The organism is Streptomyces sp. NBC_00425 (genome assembly GCF_036030735.1).
Lineage (GTDB): Bacteria > Actinomycetota > Actinomycetes > Streptomycetales > Streptomycetaceae > Streptomyces.
In genome coordinates this window covers 1,737,443-1,754,378 of sequence record NZ_CP107928.1, presented here as the reverse complement: position 1 = coordinate 1,754,378, position 16,936 = coordinate 1,737,443, and the positions used below count along the sequence as shown (strand labels likewise).

The 16,936-nt window shown below is 73.0% G+C and carries 15 protein-coding genes; 7 read left to right on the top strand and 8 right to left on the bottom strand.

Annotated elements, in window-relative coordinates:
* Positions 1-22: 22 nt before the first annotated feature.
* The 3 genes from OHS82_RS07250 to OHS82_RS07240 all read right to left on the bottom strand — a co-directional run bounded on the left by OHS82_RS07250 (position 23) and on the right by OHS82_RS07240 (position 2,053).
* On the bottom strand, positions 23-691 hold the full coding sequence (locus OHS82_RS07250) for a zf-HC2 domain-containing protein (RefSeq protein WP_057581043.1): 669 nt from the start codon (positions 689-691) through the stop codon (positions 23-25).
* Positions 692-832: 141 nt separating this feature from the next.
* Complete coding sequence (locus OHS82_RS07245; protein WP_057581042.1) at positions 833-1,348, bottom strand: hypothetical protein; 516 nt, start codon at positions 1,346-1,348, stop codon at positions 833-835.
* Between the two features lie 156 nt (positions 1,349-1,504).
* On the bottom strand, positions 1,505-2,053 hold the full coding sequence (locus tag OHS82_RS07240) for a sigma-70 family RNA polymerase sigma factor (RefSeq protein WP_266715978.1): 549 nt from the start codon (positions 2,051-2,053) through the stop codon (positions 1,505-1,507).
* Positions 2,054-2,275: 222 nt separating this feature from the next.
* Here OHS82_RS07240 and OHS82_RS07235 point away from each other — a divergent pair, with 222 nt between their 5' ends.
* A complete protein-coding gene (locus tag OHS82_RS07235; RefSeq protein ID WP_057581101.1) occupies positions 2,276-3,427 on the top strand; it encodes a CapA family protein in 1,152 nt (383 codons plus the stop codon).
* Positions 3,428-3,514: 87 nt separating this feature from the next.
* Here the strand turns inward: OHS82_RS07235 and OHS82_RS07230 are convergent, their stop codons facing one another.
* On the bottom strand, positions 3,515-3,988 hold the full coding sequence (locus OHS82_RS07230) for a universal stress protein (protein WP_057581040.1): 474 nt from the start codon (positions 3,986-3,988) through the stop codon (positions 3,515-3,517).
* A gap of 86 nt (positions 3,989-4,074) precedes the next feature.
* Here OHS82_RS07230 and lysX point away from each other — a divergent pair, with 86 nt between their 5' ends.
* Together lysX and OHS82_RS07220 are read left to right on the top strand one after the other, a co-directional pair.
* On the top strand, positions 4,075-7,443 hold the full coding sequence (gene lysX / locus OHS82_RS07225; RefSeq protein ID WP_328433529.1) for a bifunctional lysylphosphatidylglycerol synthetase/lysine--tRNA ligase LysX: 3,369 nt from the start codon (positions 4,075-4,077) through the stop codon (positions 7,441-7,443).
* Positions 7,444-7,573: 130 nt separating this feature from the next.
* Positions 7,574-8,416: a polysaccharide deacetylase family protein gene (locus OHS82_RS07220; protein ID WP_057581038.1), complete on the top strand. Its 843-nt coding sequence runs from the start codon at positions 7,574-7,576 to the stop codon at positions 8,414-8,416.
* A 29-nt stretch (positions 8,417-8,445) separates the two neighbouring features.
* On the opposite strand, the gene OHS82_RS07215 is transcribed toward OHS82_RS07220, so the two are convergent.
* Positions 8,446-9,117 carry a class F sortase gene (locus OHS82_RS07215; RefSeq protein ID WP_057581037.1) on the bottom strand — a complete coding sequence of 224 codons (672 nt, stop codon included), beginning with the start codon at positions 9,115-9,117 and terminating at the stop codon, positions 8,446-8,448.
* A 333-nt stretch (positions 9,118-9,450) separates the two neighbouring features.
* Here OHS82_RS07215 and OHS82_RS07210 point away from each other — a divergent pair, with 333 nt between their 5' ends.
* The gene (locus OHS82_RS07210; RefSeq protein ID WP_328433528.1) at positions 9,451-9,957 is read left to right on the top strand and encodes a hypothetical protein; all 507 of its coding nucleotides are present in this window, start codon (positions 9,451-9,453) and stop codon (positions 9,955-9,957) included.
* A 79-nt stretch (positions 9,958-10,036) separates the two neighbouring features.
* Here OHS82_RS07210 and OHS82_RS07205 read toward each other — a convergent pair whose 3' ends face one another.
* The 3 genes from OHS82_RS07205 to OHS82_RS07195 all read right to left on the bottom strand — a co-directional run bounded on the left by OHS82_RS07205 (position 10,037) and on the right by OHS82_RS07195 (position 12,219).
* Positions 10,037-10,570, bottom strand: coding sequence for a hypothetical protein (locus OHS82_RS07205; RefSeq protein ID WP_057581035.1), 534 nt, complete (start codon positions 10,568-10,570; stop codon positions 10,037-10,039).
* Positions 10,571-10,822: 252 nt separating this feature from the next.
* Positions 10,823-11,587, bottom strand: coding sequence for a bestrophin-like domain (locus OHS82_RS07200; protein ID WP_079041413.1), 765 nt, complete (start codon positions 11,585-11,587; stop codon positions 10,823-10,825).
* Positions 11,588-11,610: 23 nt separating this feature from the next.
* Positions 11,611-12,219, bottom strand: a complete 609-nt coding sequence (locus tag OHS82_RS07195; protein WP_328433527.1) for a hypothetical protein — start codon at positions 12,217-12,219, stop codon at positions 11,611-11,613.
* Positions 12,220-12,558: 339 nt separating this feature from the next.
* Here OHS82_RS07195 and OHS82_RS07190 point away from each other — a divergent pair, with 339 nt between their 5' ends.
* The 3 genes from OHS82_RS07190 to OHS82_RS07180 all read left to right on the top strand — a co-directional run bounded on the left by OHS82_RS07190 (position 12,559) and on the right by OHS82_RS07180 (position 16,823).
* Positions 12,559-13,551: an SCO0930 family lipoprotein gene (locus OHS82_RS07190; RefSeq protein ID WP_057581032.1), complete on the top strand. Its 993-nt coding sequence runs from the start codon at positions 12,559-12,561 to the stop codon at positions 13,549-13,551.
* Between the two features lie 327 nt (positions 13,552-13,878).
* Entirely contained in the window at positions 13,879-14,691 is an 813-nt protein-coding gene (locus OHS82_RS07185; RefSeq protein ID WP_057581031.1) for an SAM-dependent methyltransferase, read from the top strand.
* Positions 14,688-16,823: a putative bifunctional diguanylate cyclase/phosphodiesterase gene (locus OHS82_RS07180; RefSeq protein WP_057581030.1), complete on the top strand. Its 2,136-nt coding sequence runs from the start codon at positions 14,688-14,690 to the stop codon at positions 16,821-16,823. The genes OHS82_RS07185 and OHS82_RS07180 overlap by 4 nt, the downstream gene beginning before the upstream one ends.
* The last annotated feature ends 113 nt before the right edge of the window (positions 16,824-16,936 follow it).

Below are 16,936 nucleotides of genomic sequence, written 5' to 3'. Positions count from 1 at the left end.
GACCTGAACTCACTCCGGCCGGTCACTGGGCGGGGAGCGTCACCAGGTGCTCGCCGCCCGCCGTGCGCAGCTCGTAGCGGGCGATCTCGTCGGGGTGCCAGGCCGCCGCGCCCTGCATGGTGTTGGGGCGGGCGTCGTGCAGGGGAACGTTCCAGCTGGTGACGGTCTGCTCGGAGCCGTCGAGGCCGACGGCGATCAGACGGCAGGAACGCGGGCCCGCACCGTCCTTGACCTCCAGCCGCACATGGCTGCCCCATTCCTCGTTCTCGGTCGTGACCTGGGCCCACACCCCGGACTTCTCGTCCGTCGCGGTGAGCCGCACGGCGTTCGCACCGTCGTCGTCGCCGCTGCCGCCGCCCGCCATCATCGCGATCACGGGACCGGCGAGGGCCACCACCACGGAGGCGGCCACGGCGTACAGCACGCGTCGGCGCACCGCCCGGTGCCGGGCCGCCACCTCGGCGAGCAGCCGGTCCAGCAGCTGCGGGCCGGGCCCGGCGAAGGGGTGCACGGCACGCGGGGTGGCACGCCGGTAGAGCATCATCTGCCGTGCGGTGGGGCCGAACTCGGTGACCTGTGCCGCACACTGAGGACACTCCATGAGGTGGTCCTCGAAGCGGAAAGCCTCTGCTTCGTCCAGCACGCCGAGCGCGTACGCGCCGACGTCGCGATGCCTTTCCAGGGACCTCATGCCGAAACCTCGTGCCGTTGAGTGCCAGTGGGGTTACTCGTTGCTCCCACCGGTACGCACCTGGCAGACGAATCACTCAAGCCGCGTACCGAATCGTGACCCAGATGTTCGGAGCGGTCCGGCCCGCGGATTGGTGCGAGTCTAGAAAAGATGAATCGCCAGGTGGCCGAGCGGCAACCCGAGCTGCCAGGCGGGCGTCCAGACCTTGGGTCCGTCGTCCTCGCCGACGCCGACGGAGCCGCCCGGCACCGCGTTGAGGTCGGGAGCGAGCAGCTCCGTCTCCTCCAGCCAGCGCCAGGCCGCGGCGGCGAGTTCCAGATCGGGGGCGGGCCCCTCCGACGCCGACGCCTCGTCCGTCAGTTGTGACATACGTGCGCCGACCCACTCCTGCCACGGCTGGTCGTACGCCGTGAGCGAAAGCCAGGTCTCCAGCTGGGTCACGACCCGGATGCCGGGCAGTTCGCCGTCGGTGTCGGACAGGAAGATCGTCAGCGCCAGGGCGTCGCGCCCCGCGCGGAACTCGAAGGACGTCGGCGGCATGAGATCGCCGGTCCGCAGCAGTTCGTCGGCGATGTACTCGGCGTACAACCAGGCCATGGGAACGGTCAGTTCGCCGCCGCCGGTGCCGTCCGTGCTCTGGTGCCCTCTGTGCAGCATCCCTTCCTGCCTTCCTCCGGTGCGTGCGCTTCGCCCGTCGCCGGGACGCTGGAGACCCGCTTCCCGGACCCGTCCGGAACACGGATAAGGACACCCGATTACCCAACGGGGGTCCTCGGCAAGGCGCTTTACGAAGGCTTGACCCGACCGTGGGTTTCAGTGCAGGTCGGCCGCGTATCCCGGAAGCACCCGGCGCAGGGCGCGCAGCGCGTAGTACGCGCGGGACTTCACGGTACCGGGCGGAATGCCGAGTGCTTCGGCGGCCTCCGCCACACTCGCCCCTCGGAAATACACCAGCACCAGGACTTCACGGTGCTGCGGAGTGAGAGTCTTCACAGCCTCGCGCACATCGAGGGTCGCGGCCGCCCGCTCGGCGTGGTCGGCGCAGACCGGCGCGTTCTCCAGCACCGCGTCGCCGACCTCGGCGGGCCGGGCCTGGCGGGCCCGCCGGGCGTCGATCGCGAGCCGCCGGCCGACGGTGAGCAGCCAGGGCCGCACGGAGTCGAAGGCGTCGGCGCGCAGCGCCTCCGGGTGCTGCCAGGCGCGGACCAGGGTCTCCTGGACCAGGTCCTCGGCGCGCTGGCGGTCGCCGTCGCACAGCCGCAGCAGCAGCGCGAAGAGCGGCCGGCCGTGCTCGCGCTGGAGCGCGGCCAGCTCGTGTTCGGCGGTCGTCGTCCGGGCGTTGAGGGCGGCGGTGGCGGTCATGGGCGTATGGCATCGCAAGGGGCCGGTTCAAGACAGGGCGCGCACAGGGGTCTGCGGCGGACGGTCGATCGCGTCGACGAACGGTTCGACGAACGGTCCCGGCTACGCCGATCGCGGGCATCGCCCGTGGACGAAGGGAGTGCCGCGTCGGCCGGTCGTCCCACATCGACTAGTAGTGATACATGCATAAATATGACAATTCGGATGAACTGGGGTGATCCGGTGATCGCGCGCAGACATCAGGTGGCCCTGGCCCTGACGGTCGTCCTCACCGCGGCCGCCGCCTGCCAGAGCCAGGACCACCGGCCGGGAGAACGGCCCGGACGCCCGGCGCCCGCCGGCGCCCGCGGCTTCACCCTCGTGGCCTCGGGCGACATCCTTCCGCACACCACCGTCATCGACCGTGCCCGCTTCGACGGCGGCGGCGTCGCCTACGACTTCCGCCCCATGCTCGCGGGGATCGCACCCGTCGTCTCCCGCGCCGACGTCGCCCTGTGCCACATGGAGACGGTGTACGGCGCGAACGGCGACTACACCGGCTACCCCGCCTTCAAGTCCCCGCCCGAGATCGCCGCCGCCCTCGCCGCCACCGGCTACGACGGCTGCTCCACCGCCTCCAACCACAGCCTCGACGACGGAGCCGCCGGCGTGCAGCGCACCCTGGACGCGCTCGACGCCGCCGGCGTGCGGCACGCGGGCACCGCGCGCACCGAGGCCGAGGGCAACTCGGTCACCCTGCTGCGCGCGGGCCCGGCCCGCGTCGCCCACCTCGCCTACACCTACGACACCAACGGCTACCCCCTCCCGCCCGGGCAGCCCTGGACCGTCAACGTCATCGACGAGAACCGCATCCTCGCCGACGCCAAGGTCGCCCGGAAGGCGGGCGCGGACGTGGTGGTCGTCTCCGTGCACTGGGGCACCGAATGGCAGGACGCCCCGGACGACCGCCAGCTCACCCTCGCCCGCACGCTCACCGCCTCCCGCACCGACGGCCGCCCCGACATCGACCTGGTCCTCGGGACCCACGCCCATGTCCCCCAGGCCTACGAGAAGGTCAACGGCACGTGGGTCGTCTACGGCATGGGCGACCAGATCGCCGGCGAGATGTTCAACCACCAGGGGGCCCAGGACGCGCGCGGCAACCAGTCCACCGTCGCCCGCTTCACCTTCGCCCCGCCCGCCCGGGCCGGAGGCCGCTGGGAGGTGCGCAGGGCCGAGTTCGTGCCGCAGATGTTCGACGTCGACGCGGGACGGGTCGTCGACCTGAACAAGGCCCTCGCCCAGGGCGCCGGCGTCCAGGGGGTGCGCGACCGGATCAGGGACGTCGTCCTCAGCAGGGGCGCGGCCAAGGACGGGCTGGTGATGGGGGAGTAGCGAGGGCCCGGAGCCCCGGGTCACCCGGCCGGAGCCCCGGGTCACCCGGCCGGAACGCCGGTGAACCGGCCGGACCGGGACGGCGGGCTACGGCACCACCGTCACCGGCCACCGCCCCGCCTTCACCAGCCGCACCGCGACCGAACCCACGATCCGGTGCCCGGCCTGCTCGGAGGCGCCCACCACCACCGCGTCCGCCTTCAGCTCGTCCGCCGCCCTCGCCAGACCGCCGTAGGGATCGCCGCGGAAGGTGTGGAACTCCCAGCGCACGTCGAATATCCCCCGGGTCCGCTCGGTCGCCTCGCGGATCTGGGCGACCAGTTCCTCGGCGACGGCGTCGGTCGTCTCCGCGACCGGCACGCCCAGCGCGGCGCCCGCCGTCATCACCGGCTGCACGTAGACCACGGCGAGCAGCGCGTGCTGGCGGCGGGCCAGCCCGCCGGCGTAGGCCGCCGCGCGCAGCGAGGAGTCCGATCCGTCCACCCCGACGAGGACGACCTTGGGGCCGTCGGTACCTCGCTCGAACTGGTGCGCGGGCTGCTGCGAGTGCTGTTCCGTCACGGCCCGAGGCTATCGGAAGCCCCAGGTCCCGCCCGTGCCGGGCCGCCCGACGGGCGGCCCGGCCCAGGTGTTCCTACAGTCGGAGCATGAGTGCCACCGTGGAGCGCACCGCGGCCGACCGCACCGCGCGCCCGGCCCGGCGGCCGGCGGGCCGCGTCCTCACCCGGGTCCCCGAGACGTTCGCGGCCTTCCTCGGCGCCCTCGGCCTGCTGTGCGTCCTGCTGGCGCTGATCCCGCCGCTGCGCCGCCTGCTGCGCCCGGTCGTCCGCTTCCTCGACCTGCTCATCGTCCCGGTCAGCGCCAACCTGGCCTACGCCGTCTTCCTCTTCCTGCTGGCCGCCGCCACCGCCGCCCGCAAGAAGGTCGCGTGGTGGCTGGTCGTCGTCTACCTGGGACTGCTCGTCCTCACCGACGTCCTCGGCGTGGCCGTCGGCCTGTACGCCCAGTCGGTCCCGTCCCTGGTGGTCTGCGCGCTCGCGCTGGCCCTGCTCGTCCTCGCCCGTCGCGAGTTCTACGCCGCCTCCCGTCGGGCGGCCCTGCGGCGGGCGCTCGCCGTGCTGTTCGTGGGGCTCGGCCTCGCGATCCTCGCCGGCTGGGGCCTCGTCGAGGCGTTCCCGGGCACCCTCCCCGCCGACCAGCGCCTCGGCTGGGCCGCCAACCGGGTCCTCGGCGGCCTGGTCTCCGCCGGTTCCTTCGACGGCCGCCCGCCCCGCGCCCTGTTCTTCCTGCTCGGGCTCTTCGGCGCCCTCGCCCTGCTCAACGCCGCCGCCGTCCTGTTCCGTTCACAGCGTATGGAAGCGGCCCTGCACGACGACGAGGAGACCCGTATCCGCGCCCTGCTGAAGGCGTACGGCGCACAGGACTCGCTGGGTTACTTCGCCACCCGGCGCGACAAGGCCGTCGTCTTCTCGCCCAGCGGCAAGGCCGCCGTCACCTACCGGGTCGAGGCCGGCGTCTGCCTGGCCAGCGGCGACCCCGTCGGCGACCGCGAGGCCTGGCCGCACGCCATCGCCGCCTGGCTGGACGCGGCCCGCCGGCACGCCTGGGCCCCCGCGGTGATGGGCGCGTCGGAGGACGGCGCCAGAGCCTTCGCGCGCGCCGGGCTCGGGGCGCTGCAACTCGGCGACGAGGCCATCCTGCACGTCGCCTCCTTCGACCTCGGCGGCCGTGAGATGCGGGTGACCCGGCAGGCCGTCAACCGGGTCCGCCGCACCGGCGCCACCTGCCGCGTACGCCGCCACTCGGCCCTCACCGACCAGGAGATGGAGGACGTGGTCGACCGCGCCGACGCCTGGCGCGACACCGAGACCGAACGCGGCTTCTCGATGGCCCTGGACCGCCTCGGCGACCCCGCCGACGCCGACTGCCTCCTCGTCGAGGCCCTGGACGGCGACGGCCGTCTCCTGGCGCTGCTCTCCTTCGTCCCCTGGGGCGCCGACGGCGTCTCGCTGGACCTGATGCGCCGCGACCGCTCGGCCCCCAACGGTGTCATGGAGTTCATGGTCGCCGACCTGTGCGCCGCCGCCCCCAAGCTCGGCGTGCGCCGGATCTCGCTGAACTTCGCCGTCTTCCGCTCGGCGTTCGAGGAGGGCGCCCGCATCGGCGCCGGACCGGTTCTGCGGCTGTGGCGCCGGCTGCTGCTGTTCTTCTCCAAGTGGTGGCAGCTGGAGGCGCTCTACCGCTCCAACGCCAAGTACCGGCCCGAGTGGTACCCCCGCTTCCTGTGCTACGGCGACGCCGGCTCCCTGGCCCGGGTGGGCCTGGCCTCCGGAATCGCCGAGGGCTTCGTCTCCGTGCCCTCCCTGCGCAAGCTCTGGGGAAAGCGGCACCCGAAGGGCGGGCCCCGCCCCGCCACCACCGAGGGCCTGCCGTCGCTGGCGGCGCTCGGCCTCGACGGAGGGGACGAGGCCGCACGGAGCGGTCCGGACGCGGGCCTGCCCGACCAGGTCCGCGTCCGGCGCCGCACCCTCGACCGGCTGCGTGCCCGGGGCGTCGACCCCTACCCGGTCGGCGTCCCGGCGCGCACCCACACGCTCGCCGAGGTCCGCGCCCTCGCCGGCGGCGGCGAGACGGTCACCGTCGCCGGCCGGATCATGCGCGTCCGCGACTTCGGCGGCATCGTCTTCGTGACCTTGCGCGACTGGTCGGGCGACCACCAGCTCGCCCTCACCCGCGCCGCCCTCGGCTCCGGGGACGCCTCCGGTTCCGCGGCCGCCGGGCGCTCCGGGGACCCGGCGGGTTCCGCGGGTCCGGCGGGTTGCGGAGGCTCCCTCGGAGCCTTCCGGGCCGACACCGACCTCGGCGACCACCTCTGCGTCACCGGCACGGCAGGCGTCAGCGACAAGGGCGAGCCGACCGTCTTCGTGACGGCCTGGCAGCTCACCGCCAAATGCCTGCGCCCCCTGCCCGACAAGCGCCGCGGCCTGACCGACCCCGAGGCCAGGGTCCGCATGCGCCATCTCGACCTGGTGGCCGGCCCCGCCGCGCGCGACGTCGTCCGCGCCCGCTCGACCGCCGTCCAGGCCCTGCGTCAGGGGCTGCTGCAACGCGGCTACCTCGAGGTCGAGACGCCCATGCTCCAGCAGATCCACGGCGGCGCCAACGCCCGGCCCTTCACCACCCACATCAACGCCTACGACCTCGACCTGTATCTGCGCATCGCCCCCGAGCTGTATCTGAAGCGGCTGTGCGTCGGCGGTCTGGAGAAGGTCTTCGAGATGGGCCGCACCTTCCGCAACGAAGGCGTCTCCTACAAGCACAACCCCGAGTTCACGATGCTCGAGGCCTACCAGGCGTACGCCGACTACGACGAGATGCTCCAGCTGGCCCGCGAACTGATCCAGGGCGCGGCCACGGCCGCCTTCGGCTCACCGGTCGTCCACAAGGACGGGCGCGAGCACGACATCTCGGGGGAGTGGCCGGTGCGAACGGTCCACGGCGCGATCTCCGAGGCGCTCGGCGAGGAGATCGACGCCGACACGGAGCTCGCGGCCCTGCAGCGGCACTGCGACCGCGCCGGCGTCCCGTACACACCGGACGACGGCCCGGGCGACGTCGTCCTGGAGATGTACGAGCGGCTCGTCGAGGAGAGGACCCTGCTGCCGACCTTCTACAAGGACTTCCCCACCGACGTCTCCCCGCTCACCCGGCAGCACCGTCTGGACCCGCGTCTCGCCGAACGCTGGGACCTCGTCGCCTTCGGCACCGAACTCGGCACGGCGTACTCGGAGTTGACCGACCCGGTCGAGCAGCGCCGGCGGCTGACCGAGCAGTCCCTGCTGGCCGCCGGCGGTGACCCCGAGGCGATGGAGCTCGACGAGGACTTCCTCGACGCCCTGGAGTACGCGATGCCGCCGACCGGCGGCCTCGGCATCGGCGTCGACCGCCTGGTCATGTTCCTCACCGGGCTCACCATCCGCGAGACCCTGCCGTTCCCGCTGGTGCGGCACCGCTGAACGGCCGCCGACGCAGGGCGCCGCACCGCCCGGCATCCCCGGCGCCGCGCTGCGCCGGGCGGGTGGAATCATGCCGCCGGTCCGGTGTCGGCAGGGTGCGCCAGGTGCCGGTCGGGCGACTGATGACTGCATGAAGAAGGAGCAGTTGTTCACGCGGCGCCGGGCGTTGCTCGCCGGCGCCGCCGCCGCCGTCGGAGCGGCCGGCACGGCCGGAGTGTTCGCGTGGGGCGACAAGGGCGAGCCTGTCAGGGGCGCCGTCCCCGCCGCGGGCGCCCCGGCGCGCAGCCTCCCGCTGAAGCCCTCCGCCTACCGCCTCCAGCCGCTGACCGGCTACGGCCCCCCGCGCGCCGCGCCAGCCCGCACCCCGGTGCGCCACGAACCCCTGCTGCGGATGACCGGCCGCGGCCGCACCATGGTGCTGACCTTCGACGACGGACCCGACCCCCACTACACCCCCGGCGTCCTCGACACGCTGGCCGAGTACGACGTGCGCGCGACGTTCTTCGTGTGCGGGGAGATGGCCGTCGACAACCAGGACCTGCTGGCGCGGATGGCCGACGAGGGCCATGTCGTCGGCAACCACACCTGGTCGCATCCGCTGCTCACCAGGCTGACCCGCGGTCAGATCCGCTCCGAGATGTCCCGCACCAGCGACGTCATCGAGGAGGGCTACGGGGAGCGGCCCCGCTGGTTCCGCGCCCCCTACGGCGCGTGGAACCGCGCCGCCTTCCAGCTCGGCGCCGAACTGGGCATGGAGCCGCTCGCCTGGACGGTCGACACCCTCGACTGGACCACCCCCGGCACCGGCGCGATCGTCGACCGGGTCGAGAAGGGCGCCGCCCCCGGCGTCGTGGTGCTCTCGCACGACGCCGGGGGCGACCGCAGCCAGAGTGTGCGGGCGCTGCGCAGGTATCTGCCGCAGCTTCTGGACTCCGGCTACCACCTCACGCTGCCGCACTCGCAGCGCGCCTGACGCGGGCCCGCCCGCCCGGCCGGGTGCGCTCAGCGGACCTCGACCAGGCGGGCGAAGGCGACGACGTTGCCGTCGTACCCGTTCGCCTTGGAGAAACCGCCGCCGCAGGTGATGACCCGCAGTTCCGGCGATCCCTTGGAGGCGTAGACGCGGTCGCCGGGGAAGTTGTTCTTCGCGAACACCTCGATGCCGTAGATCTCGAACACCGCCGTCTTCCCGTCCTTGCGTGACACCTCGACGCGGTTCCCCTTCTTGAGCGCGCCGAGGCCGTAGAAGACGGCGGGGCCGAGTTTGTTGTCGACATGGCCGACGACGACCGCCGTCCCCTTCTCGCCCGGCGAGACGCCGCCGGTGAACCAGCCGGCGAGATTCGGGTCCTCCGGCGGCGGCGCTCCCACCCAGCCGTCCGTGTCCAGGCCGACCGCCATGACCGGCGCGTCGACCCGGATGGCGGGAATCCGCACCCGGTCCGGCTCGGCGTAGGGCAGGGCGGCCGCCGTCCGTCCGAAGACGTCGCCGACGGTCCGGCCGTCCGCGGCGGCCGCCGAGGCCGGCTGCGGCGGGCCGATGTCGAACTCTCCCGACCCGTTCCGGATGAGCGCGAGACCGGTCAGCAGAACAAGCGCTATCACGCCCCAGGGTGCGCGCTTCCTCCGCCGCTCCTCCTCTTCCGCCACCTCGGACAGCTCGTACGCAGACATTCGCCATCCCCTTTCGACGCGGCCGTCGCCGCGTCTTATCGCGCATACGAGAACGCTAAGTGCCGCGACGTGAACCGGCGACGGGGCAACGGCGAACGGGTGGCCCCGGCTTCGTCCGGTGCGCCATCCGAGTTGACGGCGGCAGATATTTTCTGACGGTCCGTGACCTGCGGCGATATCCGATTGTGTGCATATCGCTCGGCGTGTCCGCTCACCAGGACGGACCATTCCCGAAATGCGGGCGCCCGCACGGCATCCGAGGGTCGGTCCGGGAGGTGCTTTCTCGCCGACATGCCGGGGACGGGACCCGGGGCGCCTTCCGCGGAGGATCACATGCGTACCACTCGTGCTCTGGCGGCTTCGGCGGTCTCCGCCGCCGCGGCCACCGCCCTCGCCCTCACCGCCCCCGCCGCCGTCGCCCGCGACGGCATGGGCGCCAACCCCAGCAACATCGTCGTCCTGCCCGCCGTCATCGCCCGCGGCGGACAGCTCACCATCACCGTCGACGGCTGCCCCGGCGGCGGCGCCGTGACCTCGGCCGCGTTCCCGCAGGCCCAGCTCACGCCGATCAACGGCGCCAACCAGACCGCCAGGGGCACCGCCACCGTCAACGAGACCGCCCGCCCCGGCGCCTACGACGTCACCGTCAACTGCTCCGGCCGTACCCTCACCCGCCCGGCCGCCTTCACCGTCATCGGCGGTGTCCGCGGCGGCCTCGGCGGCAGCAGCACCAGCGGCGCCACCCCGACCGACGTCGCGATCGGCGGCGGGCTCGTCGCCGCGGCGGTGGTCGGCGGCGGGCTGTTCTGGATGCGTCGCCGCGCCGAGCGCCGCATCTGACGTCCGCCACCGCGCGTCACCCAGGACTTCGCCCCGGACCTGCTGGGATCCGGGGCGAAGCCCCGTGCGCGGCGGGCCGTCAGCCGCCGTCCTCACCTGTGCGACGCCGCGCGACGCGGTAGGCGGCCCCGACGGAACCCGCGACGAGCGCCGCGCCCAGCCCGATCTCCTGGAGGTCGAACCCGGCGAAACTGCCGCCCTCGCCGGCGTGCACACCCCGGGGTGGCTGAGGGCGCACGGGATCCGGGCGGACGGCGGCGATCGTCAGCTCCTTGACGGCGCTCACGCCCCCGCAGCTGAACGTCACCCGGTACGAGGCGCCCGGCTCGGCGTCCCGGTCGACCCGTGCCACCGCCGAGGTGGAGCGCTTCGGGATGTCGACGGTGTCGAACACCCCCGACGTGACGGTCACGGAACTCCGGCAGCCGCTGGTGACGCGGTCGACCTGGAGGACGACCTCGCCGCCAGCGGCGACCGTCGAGGGCAGCACCCGGTAGCCGTTGGACATGACGTAGTGGTCGTCGTCGCCGTCGCTCGCGACGGCGGCCGGTGCGAAGCAGGTCAGGGCGGTGACGCCCAGCAGAGCGGCCGAAGCGACGCGTATCGCGCGCATGGTGGATCCTCCGGTCTTCGAGGAGCAGCTTGCGGACCTGTTCCGCTTTCTCCGGCAATGCTCCTCGATGACCGAAACGCTAGGAACGTGTGTGCGCTCCCGCGATCGCTGTCGTGCGAATGGGGCACGGGTGTGGGCCGCACGGGGGAAGCCGTTCCTGCACCCGGGGGACGGCGGCGGCGTGGCGGCCGTCCCCCGGCGCGTGGACGTGGGCGTGGACGTGGGGGTGGGCGGGTGTCAGCCCCGAGGGCCTCAGCTCCCGATTCCCGGGAACAGGCGCAGGAACGGTTCCGCCGACGCGGTGACACCGCGGCTGTACGGCGCGTCGAAGTCCCAGATGAGGAAGAGCAGGAAGGCGATGAGCGCGGAGAACAGCCCGGCCAGGACCAGTTCGCGGGTGGTGCGCCGGATCTGCAGCGCGAACACCATGCCGATGGTGATGACGGCCCCCGCCAGCAGTCCGAACCACACGACGCCGGGCATGGTCGCCCCCGTCGACTCGGCGCGGGCGTTGCGCGCCTGGTCGGCCGCGGCCAGCTGGTCGAGCAGCGGCTGGTAGGCCTGCGCCTGGAAGTCGTCGGCCGGCCGGTGGTCCGTGACGTCCACCCGGACCTGGTGGAGGAGCTCGTCGCCGCGCCGGCTCACCTCGCCGCCGTCGGCCATCTCCTTCCACTCCGTGGTGACGACGTGTCCGACATAGGCGTTGACATCCGCTCGAATGCGGTCACGTACGTCGGCCGGGTAGACGCGCACCCGCTCGGAGATCTCGTGCAGCGCCTGCGCCTCGGCCTGCACGTGGTCCTGGGCGACGCTGCGCGCCTCCCAGACGCCGGCGATCGCCAGACCGAGGACGATGGCGTACACCACGCCGATCCACATCGTCATGTACTCGATGACGTCCGGGGTATCCGAGGGGTCCTCGTCCTCCGGAGCCCTGCGGTGCCGTACGAGGGTGATGACGACCACCACCGCGCAGGCGGCGAGCATCGCGAGGGTGAGAACAAGCCATTCCGGCAAGGAAAGCCTCCAGGATCGGGCATTCAGCGCGGTCGCAGCGCGGCGACGGCGATCAGCGCGGGCACGGTGACGAGCAGGACGTAGGTGACCGGCGACTGGCCCCCGCGGGAGGGCCGCTGACGCGCTGTCGCGTGGTAGGCCGGGTAGGTCACCGGAGCCGCCGAGGGGCGCGGGGCGGGCGCCGGCTCGGGGGTGCGGGCGGGCGCGGGCGCCGGCGGGGGTGTGGGAGCCGGCCGTGGAAGCGGCGCGGCGCGGCGCGGCGGCGCGGGCGCCGCTGGTTTCGGGCGCGGCTTCGGCGCCGGCGGCCGGGGCGCCGGGGGCGGCGGCTTCGGGGTCGGCTTCGGGGGCGGGGTCGGCGTGGGGGTGGGGGTCGGCGTCGGTTCGGGCGGTTGCGGCTTCGGCGGTTTCGGTGGTTCGGGCGGCGGGGTGGGCTGTGGGCACACCGGGGAGCCCTCCCACCCGTAACTCCCCGCGACGGCCACCGCGTCGGTGCCGTCCGGGCCGGTCGAGGCGTACGCGCACGCGTCGGCCGTCGCCAGTCCGGCCGGGACGGCCGCGAGGATCCAGACCGCGGTCACCAGGGCCAGACCTCGTGTGACGAGGGCGGATCGGGTCGGTTCGGGTCCATGCACGACGAAGATCATGGGGCTTCGCGCGGCGGCCGGAGTCCTCGCCCGGCGGGGATTGCCCCGAACGGGGGAAGAACGGCTCCTCGGGTTTGCCGGCTGGTGCGTTCGCTTATGCGGGCCGTCGTCCGTCTGTGCGACCGGCAGTGCGATCGCCGCGTTGCGGGCAGGTGGGGCGTCCGGTCCGGGGCCGTCGTGAGCGGCCCGGGACGGACCGCGTCACGGGTCGTGGAAAGAAATTTGTGCCGCGGTTGAACACAACGGACCTCCGCGTGCGTACCCAGTGTCGTGCGGTGGCGCAGCAGGGCGCCGCAACACCTTGGGAGGATCGGGGAGTTGTTGACGATGAAGACCACCTGGCGGAGCGCCTCACTCGCGGCTGGCACCGTGGCCGTACTGGCGCTGACGACGGCGTGCGGATCCGAAAGCGGCACGTCAGCGTCGAGCCAGAACGTCGGGGCCACGGCTCCGGCCGGTGGCATCGGGGGCGTCGGCAGCGGTTACGGCCAGGTCGGCGCCAGTGCGAGCGCCGCGCCCGGCGGCGTCGGTTCTGGCACCGGAGCGCAGGGCGGTTCCACGGGCGAGCTGGCCGTCGCCGCGAACCCGGAACTGGGCAAGATCCTCACCGACGGCGCCGGCAAGACCCTCTACCGCTTCGACGCGGACACCGCGGAACCCCCGAAGTCGAACTGTGACGGCGACTGCGCGACCGCCTGGCCGCCGGTGTCCGCCGACGACGCGAGCGCCGGCGACGGCATCGACAAGTCGCTGCTCGGCGAGATCACCCGCTCCGACGGCAGCAAGCAGCTCACCGTGGGCGGCTGGCCCGCCTACTACTACGCCAAGGACGCCAACGCCGGCGACACCACCGGGCAGGGCGTCGGCAACAAGTGGTTCGCGCTGGCTCCCGACGGCAAGAAGGCCAAGGGCGGCGCGGGCGGGAGCGGGGGCGGGGGCGGCGACGCAGCCCTGGCCGGGCTGTCCGTCCGCAAGGACCCGAACCTCGGCGACATCGTCGTCGACAAGAACGGCATGACCGTCTACCGGTTCCTGAAGGACAAGGCGTGGCCCAAGCCGGTGTCGAACTGCAACGGCGCCTGCCTGGAGAAGTGGCCGGCGGTGGCGCCGGTCGAGGCGAACGACACCAAGGGCGTCCAGAAGAAGGGCCTGATGAGCTTCACCCGGGGCGACGGCGTCAAGCAGCAGACGGTCAACTGCTCGCCGATCTACACCTTCTCCGGTGACAAGTCCCCCGGCGACATCAACGGTCAGGGAGTGGGCGGCACGTGGTACGCCGTCGCGCCCGACGGGAAGCTGGTCGGAGCGCCGGGGCAGTAGGAACGCCTCCCCAGGGCCGGTTCCCGCAGCTGTCCCTCGCGCACGACCCGTTGGTCCGCCCCCTCCGCGCCGCACGGAGGGGGCGGACCGCTGTGCTTGTCGGGCCCCCTCCTCCTGTGCGTAGAATTCGGCCGCCCTCCGGGCCGCTTCCGGAACCCTCCGGAGCGGCCCGGACACTTTTCGTAGCCCCGCGGGGGTCGTCGGTCCGGCACGTGCCGGAGGCAGTGACCGGGAACGGACGGTCAATTTCCGTTTCCCCTCGCCCGTTTGGCGGGCGATCAGTAGCCTCAGCTCGAACACCGGATCGCCAACGCCTTGGAGAGATAGATGGAGCGTCCCGCCTGGGCCCCTCGGAGCATCGACATCTCGGTGCCGAGCGTCTCGCGGATCTACGACTACTACCTGGGCGGATCGCACAACTTCGAGGTGGACCGGGAAGCGGCCCGCAGGGCCATGGAGTTCGTCCCCGGACTGCCCAAGATCAGTCAGGCGAACCGGGCGTTCATGCGCCGTGCCGTGAGGTACGCGGTCGACGAGGGCGTCACCCAGTTCCTCGACATCGGCTCCGGGATCCCCACGTTCGGCAACGCGCACGAGATCGCCCGGGCGGCGAGCCCCGGCGCGCGCGTGGTCTACGTCGACCACGACCCGGTGGCCGTGGCGCACAGCCAGGCGGTGCTGACCGACTGCGACGGCGTCGACGTCGTGGCCGCCGACCTGCGCAAGCCGCAGGAGATCCTGACCAGCCCGCAGGTGGAGCAACTGCTCGACCTGACGCGGCCGGTGGCCCTCCTGCTGGTCGCGGTGCTCCACTTCGTCGAGGACGCCGACGACCCGCACACGGCGGTGGCGGAACTCGGCGCCGCGCTCGCGCCCGGCAGTCTGCTGGTGCTCACGCATGCCTCGTACGAGGGAATCCCGCAGCTGTCGCAGCGGGCCGAGGGCGCCGTCGACGTGTACAAGGACATTCGCAATCCGCTGGTCATGCGTTCGCGTGACGAGATCGGGCGGTTCTTCGAGGGGTACGACATGGTGGAGCCGGGACTGGTGCCGATGCCGCACTGGCGGCCGGACACGGCGCCGGAGGACGAGGACCCCTGGGCCTTCTCCGGGTTCGCCGGCGTGGGGCGTACGGCGTGAGTGCGGAGCCGGACGGGCCGGAGGACAGACTGCGGCGGTTCGTGACGATCTGGAGCCGGGCCGTGTACCCGGTGACCTCGACGTCACTGACCCGCCTCGAACTCGAAGAGCAACTCCTGCCGCTGGCGCGGCGGTTGCGTGAGGCGCTGCTGCAGCGGACCCTCGACGCCGACGCCGCCAGGGCGGTCGGCGCCGCCCTGGTCGACGTGCACTGCACCGATCCCGAGGCACTCAGCCGCACACTCGACTGCGTGGACGCCTATCTGGTGCTCTACTGCGGCGAGGACGGCCCCCAGGAGGACCTGCGCACCCGTGCCTCACGTCTGCAGCACGCCATGGCGGGCGGCTACGCGGCGGCGCTGCGCGAGCGCACCCTCGCCGAGCAGGAGGCCATCGCCCAGGCCGCGTTGCGCGCCCAGGGCGTCGTCGCGCAGGCCCTGCACGCCAGCGAGGCCCGCTTCCGCGCGGTCTTCGAGGGGGCCGCGATAGGGATCAGCATCGCCGACCTGGAAGGCAACGTCCTCCAGGTCAACGGGGCGTTGCTGCGCATGTTCGGCGGTTCGGAGCAGTCGCTGCTGGGCCGCAAGGTCCAGGACCTCACCCACCCCGAGGACGCGCCGCAGACCTGGCGGCTCTACGACGAGCTCGTCCGCGGCGAACGGGAGCACTACCACACGGAGAAGGCTTTCAGCCGCCCCGACGGAACGGTCCTGTGGACCAATCTGACGGTCTCGCTGCTGCGGGACGCGGACGGGGCCCCGCAGTACCAGCTGGCGCTGATGGAGGACACCACCGAGCGCCGGCTGCTCAACCTGCGGTTGCGCTACGAGGCCACCCACGACGCGCTCACCGGACTGCCCAACCGCACCCTGTTCTTCGAACGGCTGGAGAAGGTGCTGGCGGCCGGCGAGGGCCGCCGGTTCGGTCTGTGCTACCTCGACCTCGACGGTTTCAAGACCATCAACGACAGCCTCGGGCACGCCGCCGGCGACCGGCTGCTGGTGGAGGTCGCGGACCGGCTGCAGTCCTGCGCGACCGCACCCGGCGAGATGGTCGCCCGCCTCGGCGGCGACGAGTTCGTGGCGCTGACCACCGGCCCCGACACCCGCCACGAGGTCGACGAGCTCGCCGCACGCATCATGAACGCGCTGATCGCGCCCGTGAGCATCGACGGCCGGGAGCTCACCGTGCGCGGCAGCATCGGCATCGTCGAAGGGCCGGCCGGGGAGCGCAGCGCGGCGGAGGTGCTGCGCAGCGCCGACATCACCATGTACCGGGCCAAGTCGGCGGGCGGCAACCGCTTCGAGGTCGCCGACCCGGAGGCCGACGCCCGCGCCATCACCCGGCACGGCCTGACCACGGCGCTCCCGGCGGCCCTCGAACGCGGCGAGTTCTTCATCGAGTACCAGCCGCTGGTCCACCTCGGCGACGGCAGCGTGCGCGGCGCGGAGGCGCTGGTGCGCTGGCGGCATCCGCAGCACGGGGTGCTGGGTCCCGACCGGTTCATCCCGCTCGCCGAGCACACCGGGCTGATCGTGCCGCTGGGCCGCTGGGTGCTGGAGGAGTCGGTGCGGCAGGCCGGCGAGTGGCGGGAAAGCCACCAGGACACCGGCCCGCTGCGCATCAACGTCAACCTGTCCCCGTGCCAGCTCACCCACCCGGGCCTGGTGCAGGACACCGTCGACATCCTGGAGCGCGCGGGCGTCGACCCGGCCGCGCTGTGCCTGGAGGTGACGGAGTCGGCGTTGATCGGCGCCGACGACGCCCTGCTCAAACCGCTGCGCCGGCTCGCCGAGATGGGCGTGGACATCGCGCTCGACGATTTCGGCACGGGCTACTCCAACCTCGCCAACCTGCGCCGGCTCCCGGTCAGCGTGCTCAAGCTGGACCGCTCCTTCACCCAGGGCATGCAGCAGTTCCCCGCGGACCCCGTCGACCTCAAGATCGTCGAGGGGATCGTCTCGCTCGCGCACAGTCTCGACCTCGCGGTCACCGTCGAGGGCGTGGAGACCGGCGCCCAGGCCGAGCAGCTGCGGATACTCGGCTGCGACACGGCCCAGGGGTGGTACTACGCCCGCCCCGGCCCCCCGGACCGTCTCCACGACCTGGCCCTGGTGGACGCGACGGGCTGACCTCGGGCGCGACTGCTCCATGTGGGGGAGCGGGCGGTCGCGGCAGGGACCACGGCCACCGGCGCGCGGCCCCCGGCGCGCGGCCAGGCGCTCGGCCCGCCGCGCCGCGCGGG